Source organism: Buttiauxella izardii, assembly GCF_003601925.1.
GTDB lineage: Bacteria > Pseudomonadota > Gammaproteobacteria > Enterobacterales > Enterobacteriaceae > Buttiauxella > Buttiauxella izardii.
Genome location: NZ_QZWH01000025.1, coordinates 26,862 through 40,342 on the forward strand (window position 1 = coordinate 26,862; position 13,481 = coordinate 40,342).

General features: G+C 53.6%; 13 protein-coding genes. 3 read left to right on the forward strand and 10 right to left on the reverse strand.

Translation table 11 applies throughout. From position 1 onward, the window contains the following. Nucleotides 1-10: 10 nt before the first annotated feature. Nucleotides 11-1,465 carry a xylulokinase gene (gene xylB, locus D6029_RS12310; RefSeq protein WP_120065035.1) on the forward strand — a complete coding sequence of 485 codons (1,455 nt, stop codon included), beginning with the start codon at nucleotides 11-13 and terminating at the stop codon, nucleotides 1,463-1,465. Between the two features lie 72 nt (nucleotides 1,466-1,537). On the opposite strand, the gene gntU is transcribed toward xylB, so the two are convergent. The 5 genes from gntU to D6029_RS12335 form a co-directional block, all read right to left on the reverse strand. Further along, nucleotides 1,538-2,878, reverse strand: a complete 1,341-nt coding sequence (gene gntU, locus D6029_RS12315) for a gluconate transporter (RefSeq protein WP_120065036.1) — start codon at nucleotides 2,876-2,878, stop codon at nucleotides 1,538-1,540. After that, nucleotides 2,875-3,408 carry a gluconokinase gene (gene gntK, locus D6029_RS12320; RefSeq protein ID WP_120065037.1) on the reverse strand — a complete coding sequence of 178 codons (534 nt, stop codon included), beginning with the start codon at nucleotides 3,406-3,408 and terminating at the stop codon, nucleotides 2,875-2,877. The genes gntU and gntK overlap by 4 nt, the downstream gene beginning before the upstream one ends. Before the next feature lie 182 nt (nucleotides 3,409-3,590). Further along, entirely contained in the window at nucleotides 3,591-4,586 is a 996-nt protein-coding gene (gene gntR, locus D6029_RS12325; protein ID WP_120065038.1) for a gluconate operon transcriptional repressor GntR, read from the reverse strand. A 104-nt stretch (nucleotides 4,587-4,690) separates the two neighbouring features. Then, nucleotides 4,691-5,386: a pirin family protein gene (locus D6029_RS12330; protein WP_120065039.1), complete on the reverse strand. Its 696-nt coding sequence runs from the start codon at nucleotides 5,384-5,386 to the stop codon at nucleotides 4,691-4,693. A 124-nt stretch (nucleotides 5,387-5,510) separates the two neighbouring features. Then, the gene (locus tag D6029_RS12335; RefSeq protein ID WP_120065040.1) at nucleotides 5,511-6,548 is read right to left on the reverse strand and encodes an oxidoreductase; all 1,038 of its coding nucleotides are present in this window, start codon (nucleotides 6,546-6,548) and stop codon (nucleotides 5,511-5,513) included. 418 nt (nucleotides 6,549-6,966) lie between these two features. Between D6029_RS12335 and yhhY the strand changes: the two genes are divergently transcribed. Beyond that, nucleotides 6,967-7,464 carry an N-acetyltransferase gene (gene yhhY, locus D6029_RS12340; RefSeq protein ID WP_120065041.1) on the forward strand — a complete coding sequence of 166 codons (498 nt, stop codon included), beginning with the start codon at nucleotides 6,967-6,969 and terminating at the stop codon, nucleotides 7,462-7,464. 105 nt (nucleotides 7,465-7,569) lie between these two features. On the opposite strand, the gene ggt is transcribed toward yhhY, so the two are convergent. Continuing rightward, nucleotides 7,570-9,336 (reverse strand): gamma-glutamyltransferase, encoded by a 1,767-nt coding sequence (gene ggt, locus D6029_RS12345; protein ID WP_120065042.1) that lies wholly within the window; start codon nucleotides 9,334-9,336, stop codon nucleotides 7,570-7,572. A 124-nt stretch (nucleotides 9,337-9,460) separates the two neighbouring features. Here ggt and D6029_RS12350 point away from each other — a divergent pair, with 124 nt between their 5' ends. Then, nucleotides 9,461-9,913: a DUF2756 family protein gene (locus D6029_RS12350; RefSeq protein ID WP_120065043.1), complete on the forward strand. Its 453-nt coding sequence runs from the start codon at nucleotides 9,461-9,463 to the stop codon at nucleotides 9,911-9,913. Here D6029_RS12350 and ugpQ read toward each other — a convergent pair. The 4 genes from ugpQ to ugpA are packed head-to-tail and all read right to left on the reverse strand — an operon-like array spanning nucleotide 9,900 to nucleotide 13,436. After that, nucleotides 9,900-10,643 carry a glycerophosphodiester phosphodiesterase gene (ugpQ, locus tag D6029_RS12355; protein ID WP_120065044.1) on the reverse strand — a complete coding sequence of 248 codons (744 nt, stop codon included), beginning with the start codon at nucleotides 10,641-10,643 and terminating at the stop codon, nucleotides 9,900-9,902. The two genes, D6029_RS12350 and ugpQ, sit on opposite strands and share 14 nt — an antisense overlap. After that, nucleotides 10,640-11,701, reverse strand: a complete 1,062-nt coding sequence (locus tag D6029_RS12360) for a sn-glycerol-3-phosphate import ATP-binding protein UgpC (protein ID WP_120065045.1) — start codon at nucleotides 11,699-11,701, stop codon at nucleotides 10,640-10,642. Before D6029_RS12360 ends, ugpQ begins: the two co-directional genes overlap by 4 nt. A 5-nt stretch (nucleotides 11,702-11,706) precedes the next feature. Then, entirely contained in the window at nucleotides 11,707-12,552 is an 846-nt protein-coding gene (ugpE, locus tag D6029_RS12365) for a sn-glycerol-3-phosphate ABC transporter permease UgpE (protein ID WP_120065046.1), read from the reverse strand. Next, on the reverse strand, nucleotides 12,549-13,436 hold the full coding sequence (gene ugpA / locus D6029_RS12370) for a sn-glycerol-3-phosphate ABC transporter permease UgpA (protein ID WP_120065047.1): 888 nt from the start codon (nucleotides 13,434-13,436) through the stop codon (nucleotides 12,549-12,551). Before ugpA ends, ugpE begins: the two co-directional genes overlap by 4 nt. Between the last annotated feature and the right edge of the window lie 45 nt (nucleotides 13,437-13,481).

Genomic DNA, 13,481 nt, shown 5'->3' on the forward strand with positions numbered 1-13,481 from the left:
AACTGCCACTATGTATATCGGAATCGATCTCGGCACTTCGGGCGTTAAAGCGATTTTGCTCAGTGAGCAAGGCGAAGTGCTGGCCTCACAGACTGAACCGCTGACGGTATCGCGCCCGCATCCGTTATGGTCGGAGCAAAACCCTGAACACTGGTGGCAAGCCACAGACCGCGCGATGAAAGCGCTCTGTGAAAAGCATTCTCTTGCAGGCGTAAAAGCCATAGGGATTGCCGGGCAAATGCATGGCGCAACCTTGCTTGATAAGCAGCAAAACATATTACGTCCGGCGATTCTCTGGAACGACGGGCGCTGCGGCGAAGAGTGCGCATTGCTGGAAGCCAGCGTGCCTGATTCGCGCAAAATTACCGGCAACCTGATGATGCCCGGTTTTACCGCGCCAAAGCTGCTGTGGGTTCAGCGCCACGAGCCTGAAGTTTTTGCGAAAATCGATAAAGTGCTGTTACCAAAAGATTATCTGCGACTGCGTATGACTGGCGCTTTCGCCAGCGATATGTCGGACGCCGCTGGCACGATGTGGCTGGATGTCGCGAAGCGCGACTGGAGCGACAAAATGCTCGACGCCTGCCAACTCACACGCCAGCAAATGCCGGACTTATTTGAAGGCAGTGAAATTACCGGCACATTGAAAGCCGATGTGGCTCAAGCATGGAATATACCTGCCGTTCCCGTCGTTGCAGGCGGCGGTGATAACGCAGCAGGCGCGGTCGGTGTGGGCATGATGGACGCAGGCCAGGCGATGTTGTCGCTCGGCACTTCGGGCGTTTACTTTGCGGTCAGCGAAGGGTTCCTGAGCAAACCGGAAAGCGCGGTCCACAGTTTCTGCCATGCGTTACCCAACCGCTGGCATTTAATGTCGGTGATGCTGAGTGCTGCATCGTGCCTCGATTGGGCGGCAAAACTCACCGGCATGGAAAACGTTCCGGCGTTACTGGCGGCGGCTGAAAAAGCTAATCAGGAAGCGGGCGATATCTGGTTCCTGCCTTATCTTTCAGGCGAACGGACGCCGCACAATAATCCGCAGGCAAAAGGCGTGTTCTTTGGCCTGACGCATCAGCACGGCCCGGCAGAGCTGGCGCGCGCGGTGTTAGAAGGTGTGGGTTATGCGCTGGCGGATGGTATGGATGTAGTGCATTCCTGCGGTGTGACGCCGCAAAGCGTGACGCTGATTGGCGGCGGAGCGCGAAGCCCATACTGGCGGCAAATGCTGGCGGATATCAGCGGGCAAACACTGGATTACAGAACGGGTGGAGATGTTGGCCCAGCTTTGGGTGCTGCGCGCCTGGCGCAAATTGCAGTGTCGCCGGAGAAATCGTTGCAATCGCTGCTTCCGCAGTTAGCGCTTGAGCAGCAACACAAACCTGATATGGCTCGTCATGAGCAATACAAAGCGCGTCGCAAAGTGTTTAACCAGATTTATCAGCAGTTGTTGCCGTTGATGTCTTGAGTGTGTTGAAAAAAATGACGCTCTGGGTTTGCCAGAGCGTCAAATTTATGTCGGATGACGCTGTTGTATGACCTACGAGAGCAAACTAAAAGCAATCATCCCGACCAGCGCACCCGTGGTGCCCAGAATCGTTTCCATCATGGTCCAGGTTTTCAGGGTTTGGCCTTCGGTTGCACCCGTAAACTTACCAAACAGCCAGAAACCGGCGTCGTTGACGTGGCTCACCACAATCGAACCGCCTGCGATACAAATCGACAAAGCCGCCATTTGTGCGCCGCTGTAGTTCAGTTGCTCGATAACCGGCATCACCAGGCCAACAGCCGTTAAACACGCCACCGTTGCAGAACCCTGAATAATACGCACCGCAGCCGCCAGCACGAAGCAGGTCACCGCAATCGGCAAGCCTAAACCCGTCAATGCTTCACCTAATGCCGGGCCAACGCCTGAGTCCACCAGCACTTGCTTGAACACGCCGCCCGCACCGATAACCAGCAGGATAATGCCCGCCGGTTGCAGAGCCGCACCGCAGATTTCCATGACTCGCTCTTTCGCCATACCCTGACGGTACGCGAGGCCGTAAATCGCCACCAGACACGCCACCAGAATTGCAGTGAACGGGTGGCCGATAAACTCGAGCCATTGGTAGAGCGTGGAGCCTTGCTCGACGAAACGCGCGGCGATGGTTTTCATGCCGACCAGCACCAGCGGCAGCAAAATCAGCGACAGGCTAAAGCCGAACGATGGCAGTTTACCTTCGCCCAAATGCGGTTCGCTGATGTCGTCAGGAATATGCAATTCAACATATTTACTGATGAAGTTACCAAACAGCGGCCCGGCGATAATCATGCTCGGGATTGCAGCGCACAGGCCGAGCAGAATCATCCAGCCAAAGTCGGCGTGCATTTGCGAAGCCAGTAACATCGGCGCAGGCCCAGGCAGCAGAAACGCCGCCGCTGCGGCAACGCCCGCAAACAGAGGAATCACGAGTTTGACGAGGTTGGTGCCGGTGTGGCGCGCCATAGAAAATGCCACGCTAATCAGCAGAACAATCGCCACTTCGAAGAACAGCGGGAGTGCACAAATCAAACCAGCCAGGCCAATCGCATAATGTGCGCGGCTGTGGCCGAAGGACTTGAGCATTTTGACGGCGATTTGGTCAACCGCGCCGGTTTCATGAAGAATTTTACCGAACATCGCACCGAGCGCGACGACGATGGCGAGGAATCCAAGTGTCCCGCCCATCCCTTTTTCCATGGTTGCCGCGATTTTATCGAGCGGCATTCCGGAAAACATCCCTGCACCAATTGAAACCACCATCAAAGCAACGAAGGCGTGCATACGCGCCTTCATCACTAAAAACAGCAGCAGCAAAACGGAGCCGACTGCTGTTAAAACAAGCGTTAATGTACTCACTGCGCACTGCCTTTATTAATCACATCAATCGTGCTGGCGACCACGCCTTCAAGGGATTGGTCGATATCCACCACCAGAACATCCGATTCGTCAGACTTTGGTTCTTCCAGCGTTTCAAACTGAGTCACCAGCATCTGCGTTTTGAAGAAATGGCCTTTACGCGCTTTCAGGCGGCTTTCAATCACTTCGAAATCGCCTTTCATGTAGATGAAAGAGAGATTCGGGTTGCCGTCACGCAACTGGTCGCGATAAACCTTTTTCAGCGCCGAGCAGACGATCAGGGAAACTTTGTTGGTGCGTTGCATGGCGAATGCCGCGTCGTTTAATGCTTGCAGCCATGGCTTGCGGTCTTCGTCATTTAACGGCTCACCGGAAGCCATTTTCATGATATTGCAGCGCGGATGAAGGAAATCGCCGTCGAGGAACGCGGCTTTAAGTTGATGAGCAACTTCACTCGCGACAGCAGATTTACCGCTGCCAGAGACGCCCATCAGGACGTAGATGTGGTTTTCGTGGTTGGTAGTGCTCATAGCGTAGCTCCGACGGACGAGATGCTGTTACGGGTAACTGTTATCGGTAACATTGTCCAGAGAGCTTCAGCAATTAGCAATAACCATTAGCTTGCAAAGTGTATAAGTGTGAACTAAATCAAAAAAACAGTGCGTAAATATTCCGAGTTGCAGCCATGAAGCTGCAACCTGAAATCATTCTGTTATATAGAGCCGCCCGGCGACAGCGTAAAACCTAAATCCAGCATTTGCGGCGTCACCGTTTCGCCACGAATGCGCGCCAACAATCGCTCGGCACCAATACGGCCCATACGTTCACGCGGCGTTAATACGCTGGCAAGACGCGGTTCCATCACCTGGCCGATATCGTGGCCGTGGAAACCGGCAATCGCCATATCCTTCGGAATGCTCAAACCCTGGCGCTGGCATTCAAACGCCGCACCGATGGCTAAGTCATCGTTGGTACAGAAGATGCTGTCGAGCTGCGGGTATTCGCGGCGCGCCTGGCGGAACAGTTCGATACCAGTGGAGTAAGAAGAGGATTGTTCAACCATCACGCTGTAAGGCACCAGGCCCGCGTCCAGCATGGCTTGCTCGTAGCCTTTTCTCTTGATCACGGTACGTTCATCCAGACGAGCGCCGAGGTATGCAACGTGGCGGTGGCCACGAGCGATAATCGCCGCCGTCATCTGGCGAGCCGCTTCAAAGTTATCGAAGCCGACCGCAATGTCGAGGCACGGGGAAATGCTGTCCATTAGTTCCACAACCGGAATGCCCGCCACTTCAATCATCTTTAACGTGCGTGGGGTATGGGTGCGTTCGGTGAGGATCAGTCCGTCGATATTCCAGGAAAGCATCGATTCCAGGCGCTCTTCTTCCAGCTCCGGTTTATAGCCGTAGTGGGCAAGCATGGTCTGGTAGCCGTAAGCATCAATCACGTTTTCAATGCCGCGTAATACTTCGGCGAAAACCTGGTTGGTCAGCGAGGGCAATAACACGCCGATGGCGCGGCTGGTCGAGTTGGAAAGGATGTCTGGTGCGCGGTTAGGAATGTAGCCAAGTTCATCAAGGGCTGCGGCAATTTTTACCTGTAACGCAGCAGAAACCTGGTCAGGGTTACGCAAAAAGCGGCTGACGGTCATTTTTGTTATGCCAACGCGATCTGCAACGTCCTGTAATACCGGTCTTTTCTTTTTCATTATCTTGCTGTGCGGGTTATCAATCGACAGCGAAGTTTAGCACGGACGCAGCACAACCTTCCCCAGTTTCGAGGAAGGTTGTGACCGGTAACTAATGGTAATTCTTATACTGGCGGAAGATCGAACAGCAGAATTTCACTCGCTTCGTTGGCATGAATCGAAATCGCTTGCTCATCCCACACGGCGATGGCGTCGCTGGTTTTGGCCTGAGTGCCATTAATCGACACATTACCTTTGACAACCTGCACCCAAATGCGGCGATCTGCCGGGATTTGGTAGACAGATTGTTCGTCTTTCGCCAACGCCCAGCGCGACAATTCCATATCCTGATTCACTTTCAAAGAACCGTCACGCGCATCTGGCGACAACACTAACTGGCGACCCTGCGGTGCATCAAAGCGGCGCTGATCGTAACGCGGCGTGATGCCTGTTTTCTCTGGAATGATCCAGATTTGGTACAGACGCAGACGCTCGGTATCGCTTGGGTTGTACTCGGAGTGCGTAATCCCGGTGCCAGCGCTCATAATCTGGAATTCACCCGCCGGAACTTTCTCTTCGTTACCCATGCTGTCGCGGTGCGCTACGGCCCCTTCGAGCACATAAGTCAGGATTTCCATGTCTTTGTGCGGATGGGTACCGAAACCTTCACCGGCTTCCACCACGTCTTCGTTAATTACCCGTAATGCCGAGAAACCCATGAAATTGGCATCGTAATAGTTAGCGAATGAGAAGGTGTGCCAGCTATCCAACCAACCATGATTCGCGTGACCACGTTCTTCAGCTTTTCTTAAAAAGATCATTTTGTTTCTCCGCAATTCGTTTTGATGGGATAAGTGTGGACCCGAATCGGAGATGATCATAGAGGGCGAAAATTGACGCCTCTGTTCAAAAAAAGTGAACGAGTTTGAGGCGTCTTTTATCAGGTTAAGCGAGGGTGACGGTTGAAGGAGACGCCTGCTCGAAACCGCGTTCGAGGATCTCGAGGTTGGTCATTGCTTCAATTTCTCTGACGTAATTGGGTATGCCGTTGAGGATGGTTTCATACAGCGCGTCGTACACGCGCCCGTAATCGCCCACTTCCGGTTTCAACTCTTCGCGCACGGTTTCACCCGCGTCGTTCACATACTCAAGCACGCCGACGCTGCTATCTGCTGCAAAGCCCGGTTCGCCCGGCATGATGTACGCCTTCAGGCTGGTTTCTTGCTGGTCGATACCGTATTTAACGAACGAGCCTTTGGTGCCGTGTACCTGGAATTTCGGATAGTCGATTTTCACCAGGTGGCTGGTTTTGACGATGGCTTTCAGATCGCCATAGAACAGCTGCGCTTCAAAAGTATCGTCCGGGTTGGCTTTATTGCGCACGCTACGAATGTCGTAAGCGACGTGGTCCGGGCGGCCAAAAATAGAAATGATTTGGTCCATGGTATGCACGCCCAGGCCATAAAACGCGCCGTCGGCTGGCAGGCCAGGTTTGGTTTCCGCAACCGGGCGATACATATCAAAGTGGCTTTCAATTTCGACGATTTCGCCGAGTTTTCCGCTTTCGATGGCTTTTTTCATCGTCAGGAAGCAGGAGTCAAAACGACGATTCTGGTAAGGCGTGACGGTCAGTCCTTTGGATTTCGCCAGCTCAAACAGCTGTTTGGCTTCGGCGAGCGTTGGCGTAAACGGTTTTTCCACCAGCACATTTTTGCCCGCTTCCAGCGCGCGTTTCGCGTAATCAAAGTGGCTGTCTGCATGGGTGCAAACCACCACCAGTTTCACCTGCGGGTCATTAAGAATGTCGTCGAGTTGGCTGGTGAAATGGATGTGGCTGTATTCCGGCTGCTGCTCGATTTCTGGTTTTTCATGGCGACGGAAGATATGAGCCACGTGGAATTTATCTTTGCGAACCAGAACGTAAGGAAGGTGATAACGGGTGGTGCTTTTGCCAAAACCTATGAAAGCGCAGTGTAGGGTCATTGCTTTGTCCTTTTTGACTTTGAATTGCAATTACCATACTTCAGACGCTGGCGGATGGCATGAGATTTTGCGGACGATTTTTGTCGGATGACGCTGCCGCTTATCCGACCTACGAATAATTTGCCCGAATGAGTTGGAGTTGTAGCAGCGAAGGATTCGGCCGTCGGCGGCGTAGCCAGGCTTCAACTCAGAAGGGCAAAAAAAAAGCCAGCTCAAGGCTGGCTAAGTAATACTGGAAGCAATGTGAGCAATGTCGTGCTTTCAGGTTGTCTCCGTAGGGGTCTCCCCTGAACGCATGGCAATAATAATCATTATCATTCGCACTTGTCTACTATTTTTTAGAAATAATTGGCAGTTGACGGAAAGTAAAAAGTCAATAATGTTGAAGGGGTTACTTAACCATTTGAGGAGAAAAGGAATGAGCGAAATTGTGATACGCCATGCGGAATTAAGAGATCTGGAGGCTTTACGTCAGATTAACGCCCAGCCAGAGGTTTATCACAACACGCTACAGATTCCTCATCCTTCGCTAGAAATGTGGGAAGAACGAATGAAGCATCCACCTTCAGGGCGCAGGAGCCTGGTGGCTTGCATCGACGATGTCGTTATCGGTCATTTGGTGCTGTCCGTTGAACCCAACCCGCGCCGCAGCCACGTTGCCACTTTCGGGATGAGTGTTTGCGGGCAACATCGTAATCGCGGCGTCGCCAGCGCATTACTTAAAGCAATGGTAGACCTGTGCGATAACTGGCTGCGCGTCGAGCGAATCGAGCTGACGGTGTTCGTTGATAACAAACCTGGCGTGGCGGTTTACCGCAAGTTCGGTTTTGAGATTGAAGGGACGGGCAAGAATTACGCGCTGCGCGACGGGCAGTATGTGGATGCGTATTTTATGGCTCGGTTTAAACCGAGTTAACAATGCCCTCACCCCGGCCCTCTCCCACAGGAGAGGGAGAAGGGAAAGGGGGAAAAACCGGACAGTCCCCTCTCCCTGGGGAGAGGGTTAGGGTGAGGGGAAAACTCAATATCCCGCAGTCAAATCATCCACCGAACGTGGGTCAGATGCCCCATACAACATGCCGTCCGGCGCGACCATAATGCTTTGCGTACTGCCCATCGCCTCTTTCACCTGCACGTTCTGCCCTTTTTCTTTCAGCAGCTTGATGGTGTCCGGGCTGAAGCCTTTTTCCACACGCAACTCGTCCGGCAACCATTGATGATGGAAGCGCGGCGCATTGGTCGCTTCGGCGACGTTCATCCCGTAATCAATGGTGTTCATAACCATTTGCAGCACAGTCGTGATAATTCGGCTGCCGCCAGGGCTGCCGGTCACGAGCCAGGTTTTACCGTCTTTCACCACGATAGTTGGCGACATCGACGACAACGGGCGTTTATGCGGCCCCACCGCGTTGGCATCGCCGCCCACCAGCCCGTAAACGTTCGGTACACCCGGTTTGGCTGAGAAATCATCCATCTGGTTATTCATCAGAATGCCGGTGTTACCCGCCACAATGCCGGTGCCAAACACGGTATTGAGCGTATAAGTCACCGCCACGGCATTGCCGTCTTTATCCACCACCGAGAAATGCGTGGTCTGGTTGCTTTCATACGGGGCGAGTTTGCCGGGTTTGATTTCGCTCGACGGACGCGCTTTGTTGATATCTATCTGTTCTGCCAAAGATTTCGCATAGGCTTTGTTGGTCAAAGCCTGCCACGGCACTTTCACAAAATCCGGGTCGCCAAGGTATTCCGAGCGATCGGCATAAGCATATTTTTCGGCTTCTGCGGTGAGTTGCATCGCATCGGCGCTGCCGAAACCGTATTTAGCGAGGTCGAAGTTTTCCAGAATATTAAGGATTTGCACGATGTGGATACCACCGGATGACGGCGGCGGCATGGAGAAAATTTCATAGCCGCGATAGGTGCCGCTAATCGGCGCACGCTCCACCGCTTTGTAATTTGCCAGGTCCGCTTTGCTAATCAGCCCGCCATTTTTGGCCATTTCATCGGCGATTTGATCGGCAATGGCCCCTTTGTAGAACGCATCCGGGCCATTTTCAGCAATCATTTCCAGACTTTTGGCGAGGTTGGTTTGCACCAGTTTGTCGCCCTTTTGCAGCGGCTCGCCGTCAGCTTTCCAGAAAATCGCTTTGCTGTTGGGATGATTCGGAAGCACTTCCGCGCCATAGACTTTTAAATCTTCTGCCAGCGCGTCGTTCACTGTAAATCCGTACTGCGCCAGTTTGATCGCAGGCTGAATCACTTTGTTGAGTGGCAATGTGCCGTATTTTTCCAGCGCCATGGAGAAGCCCGCAACGGTGCCTGGCGTGCCGGAAGCCAGATGCGAAGTGAGGGATTTTTTGCTGTCGGCGTTGCCCTGCGCATCAAGGAACATATCGCGCGAGGCTTTTTCAGGAGCCATTTCACGGAAATCAATGGCAGTGGTTTTACCGTCTTTGGTGCGCAGCATCATAAAGCCACCGCCGCCAATATTCCCCGCCTGCGGATGAGTCACCGCCAGCGCAAAGCCCACGGCAACGGCGGCATCCACCGCATTCCCGCCCTGCTTCAGAATATCGACGCCCACTTGCGTGGCGAAAGCGTCTTGAGAAGCCACCATGCCATTTTCAGCACGAACGGCATGGTGCACATCCGCTTCAACACCATAAGATACCGGGGGCGCTGGCGGAGGGGGCGCGGCACTAACCGAGAGGCAAAGTCCTATCATCAGCGCCGGAACGGTCATCCAGCGCAGAATTTCCGCACGAGTCGTTTTCCACTGCTTCATCGTTATTTTCTCCATATTGAGTCCAGTCAATCGCCCATTAAGCCTGGTCTAAAAATCCTAAATAACCATCGGGTTGGTGGAAAACGATTAAACTTAGTAGATCCCCCAAATGGAGGAAGTGAAGATGAAAAAAAGACTACTTATGGCGGCTTTGCTGCCTTTGACCTGTTTGGCACAGCCGATTAATACACTGAATAACCCCAATCAACAGGGTTACCAGATCCCCAGTCAGCAACGGATGCAGCAGCAAATGCAAACGCAGCAGACGCAACAAAAAGGGATGTTAAATCAGCAGTTACAAACGCAAACCCGCGTGCAGCAACAGCATCTGGAATCGCAGATAAACAATAATTCGCAGCAGGATGTCTTCAAAGTGAAGAAAACATTGCCGAATGAGCTGGATGTCGGGACGCAGCAAGTGCTGCCGAATAACAATGGCGGAATGTTGAGTGGAAGTAGTAGCGCAAGCAGTCAGGATCACATGCTGCAACCGAGAAACAATGGCAGCATGCTCAATCCTAATGGCAACTCGACCACGTTACAGCCGAGCATTCCGTTAAAAACTATTGGGCCGTAAAGTTCGGGCCAATCTGGTCGATGCGGTCAGTGCAAATGGTATCGACTCCCCAACGCAGCAGCGTGTCTGCGCGTTGGGGATTATTCAGGGTATAAACCAGAATATGTAATCCCGCCGCTTTGAGTTCGCGCACGCGAGCTTCATCGAGCAATTTATGATTCAGGTGAATAGAAACGCAGCCCAACCGGGTAGTGAGTTCACGCCAGTCATCGCGCCATTCATCCAGCAATAAACCTCGCGGCAACTCGGGAACCGCATGTTGTGCAGCTTCCAGCGCTTCGATAGAAAATGACGACAGCAATGGCGCGGTTTGCCCTTGCCAAAATTCACGGGCGGCCAGCGCAATAACTTTGCCTGTTTCGCTGTCCGTGCCGGTTGTCGGCTTGATTTCGATATTGACCATCATGCCGTGCTGTTTACAGCGCGCCGCCACTTGCGAAAGCAGCGGTAATGGCTCGCCTTTAAACTCGGTGCTAAACCAGCTTCCGGCGTCCACATTGAGCAACTTATCCCACGGCAAATCCCCGGCAATTCCCCAGCCGTTGCTGGTGCGCTCCAGCGTGTCGTCATGGAGCAGGAAGATTTGCCCGTCTTTTGAAAGTTTGGCGTCAAACTCAATCATGGTGTGGCCGTAACGTGCGCCAACATCAATCGCCGCCAGAGTGTTTTCCGGTGCCAGTTTTCCACCGCCGCGATGGGCGGCAACTTTTGGGTAAGGCCAGTGACTCATAGACGTTGTCCGTTTTCTTTATCGAAGAAATGTAGATGATTTTCAGGCAGATGTAGCCATAGCGTGCTGCCGGGTTGCGGGCGTTCCTGATGCGCCAGGCGCACCACCATTTTCTGCTCGCCCCAGCGTCCGTGCACTAAATTATCTGCGCCGAGCATCTCCAGCGTGTCGACCATAAACGGCACGCCGCCTGCGGTTTGTGAGCTTAGCGCAATATGTTCCGGGCGGATACCCAGCGTCACCGCGCGCCCTCGATGCACGCTTCCCAACGGCAACGCCATGCCGCCTGCCAGTTCAAAACGGGTGCCGTCTGCGCTGATATTGCCTTCCAGCAAATTCATGGCGGGCGAGCCGATAAAGCTCGCCACAAAGCGGCTTGCCGGACGTTCGTAAACTTCCACCGGCGTACCGATTTGTTCGGCGACGCCTTTGTTCATCACCATCACACGCTGCGCCAGCGTCATCGCTTCGACCTGATCGTGCGTGACGTACAAACTGGTGGTTTTCAGGCGGCGGTGCAGTTGTTGCAGTTCGAGGCGCATTTGTACGCGCAGCTTGGCGTCGAGGTTGGAGAGCGGTTCGTCAAACAGGAAAACTGCCGGGTCACGCACAATCGCACGCCCCATCGCGACGCGTTGGCGTTGCCCGCCGGAAAGCTCACGCGGGCGGCGTTTAAGCAAACCATCGAGTTCGAGAATACGCGCCGCTTCCACCACTTTTTGCTGAATATGCGCTTTGCCCATGCCACGGATTTTCAGCCCCCACGCCATGTTTTCTTCCACGCTCATATGCGGATAAAGCGCGTAATTCTGGAACACCATCGCAATGCCGCGCTCTTTCGGTTCCATTTCGGTGACGCGCTGGCGGTCAATCCAGATATCGCCGCTGGTGACGCGCTCAAGCCCGGCGACCATGCGCAGCAAAGTCGATTTTCCGCAGCCCGACGGCCCGACCATCACGATAAATTCGCCGTCCGCCACATCGAGCGTTAACGGTTGAATCACTTGGGTTTTGTTATCCCAGCTTTTGCTGACTGCCTGTAATTTTAAACCTGCCATGGAAGTTATTTCTCACTATCAACAAGGCCACGCACGAACGCGCGTTGCATGGCTAAAACGATAATTACCGGGGGAATCAGCGTCAGTAACATGGCCGCCATCACCTGATTCCACTGGGTCGAGCCTTCACCGGAAGACATCATGCCTTTGATACCCGCCACGGCGGTGCCGAGGTTGACGTCGCTGATAATCAGCAGCGGCCACAGGTATTGGTTCCAGCCGTAGATAAAGGTGATGACGAACAGCGCCGCAAGATTAGTTTTTGAGAGCGGCAACACGATGTCGCGGAAGAAGCGCATCGGTGTTGCACCATCAATGCGAGCCGCTTCCATGAGCTCATCGGGCAGCGTCATAAAAAACTGGCGGAACAGGAACGTAGCAGTCGCCGAAGCCATTAGCGGCAACGTGAGGCCGGTGTAACTGTCGAGCATTTTGAGGTTGGCGATCACTTCCACCGTCGGGAAAATTCGCACTTCGACTGGCAGCATCAGGGTGATAAAAATCATCCAGAAGAACAGGTTACGCAGCGGAAAACGGAACCAGACGATGGCAAAAGCAGAGAGCATCGAAACGGTGATTTTGCCGATGGTGATCACCAGCGCCATCACGAAACTGTTGAGCAGCATCAGGCCAAATGGCGCACTGTTGGCCCCCACGCCATTCACCCAAATATGGGTCATGTTTTCCAGCAAATGGGTGCCGGGAATAAGCGTCATCGGCGTTTGAAACACGGCTTCGTTGTCCAGCGTTGCCGCCACAAACGCGACGTACAGCGGGAACAGAATCACGATGATGCCGAGGATGAGCAGGGTATGGCTGAAAATGGTCAGCCCGCGGCGGTTCTCAATCATTGGTAGCGCACCTTACGTTCCACGAAACGAAACTGAATCACCGTCAGGATGATGACTAAGAACATCAGCACCACCGATTGCGCCGCCGATGCGGAAAGGTCGAGGCCTGCAAAACCTTCACGGTAAATTTTGTAGATAAGCGTGGTCGTCGCCTGGACCGGGCCACCGCCGGTTGCGGCGTCGATCACCGGGAAGGTGTCGAAAAACGCGTAAACCAGGTTCACCACCAGCAGGAAGAAGCTCACTGGCGCAATCAGCGGCAGCGACAATTTAAAAAAGCGGCGCACCGGGCCTGCTCCGTCAATAGAAGCGGCTTCGACCAGCGAGCGAGGTATCGATTGCAGGGCGGCGAAAAAGAACAGGAAGTTGTAGCTGATTTGCTTCCATACCGAGGCAAACACCACCAGGAACATCGCCTGGCCGCTGTTTTGCGCGTGGTTCCAGTGGTAGCCAAACTCTTCCAGCACATGCGTTAAAAGGCCGCGACCTGGGTTAAACAAGAAGATCCACAATACGGCGGCAATGGCCGGAGCAACGGCGTAAGGCAGCAGCATCAGCGTTTGATAAATACGGCTGCCGCGCACTACGTAATCCGTGAGAGCGGCGAAAAATAGCGACACCAGCAACCCGCTGCCCGCCACTAATCCACTGAAAATTAAGGTGGTGTAGAAAGAGTCGAGATAATAGCTGTCGTGGAAAAGCTGTTTGAAATTATCCAGCCCGACAAAGGTGCTTGAAAGCCCAAACGGATCGACGTTTTGCAGCGAATACCACAGCGCTTCGCCCGCAGGCCAGATGAAAAAGATAATGGTGATAATCAACTGCGGCAAAACCAGCGCATAAGGCAGCCAGCCGGAGCGGAATACCGGGCGTGAAGATGACATAGTGTGGCTCTTGTTAATGGCATTGTCGCCCTCACCCCAGCCCTC